Origin of the sequence: Mycolicibacterium vulneris (assembly GCF_002104765.1) — a bacterium.
Taxonomy (GTDB): domain Bacteria; phylum Actinomycetota; class Actinomycetes; order Mycobacteriales; family Mycobacteriaceae; genus Mycobacterium; species Mycobacterium vulneris.
Map to the genome: position 1 here is coordinate 1 of NZ_NCXM01000120.1, position 278 is coordinate 278.

At 60.1% G+C, this 278-nt stretch carries 1 protein-coding gene; it reads right to left on the reverse strand.

Annotation, left to right across the window (positions count from 1 at the left end; genetic code table 11):
* Nucleotides 1-278, reverse strand: a 278-nt coding sequence (locus B8W69_RS29630) for a carbohydrate porin (RefSeq protein WP_165762739.1), incomplete at both ends; no start/stop codon positions are given.

The window sequence follows — 278 nt, forward strand, 5'->3', positions numbered from 1 at the left end:
CCCCGATTCCGGTGCCAGGTCCAACGCCGTACTGCACTCCCAGGTTGTTTACTACACCTGCCACGCCCTTCTGCTTGTGGAAGGCCGACACCTGCCAGCCGTCGTGCCTGGCGCCCAAGTCCTTGCCCCCTTGGGCGGTAATGATGGAAGCAGCCAGATCGATTGTGCCGCCGGCATTGACCGGAAGATCCTGATACATGAGGTTCTGGCGCGTCGCAGCCGCGGAACCAAGTAGCTTTCCGTCGGGAGCGAGGATGTTGATGTCGTTGTCTTTGAAA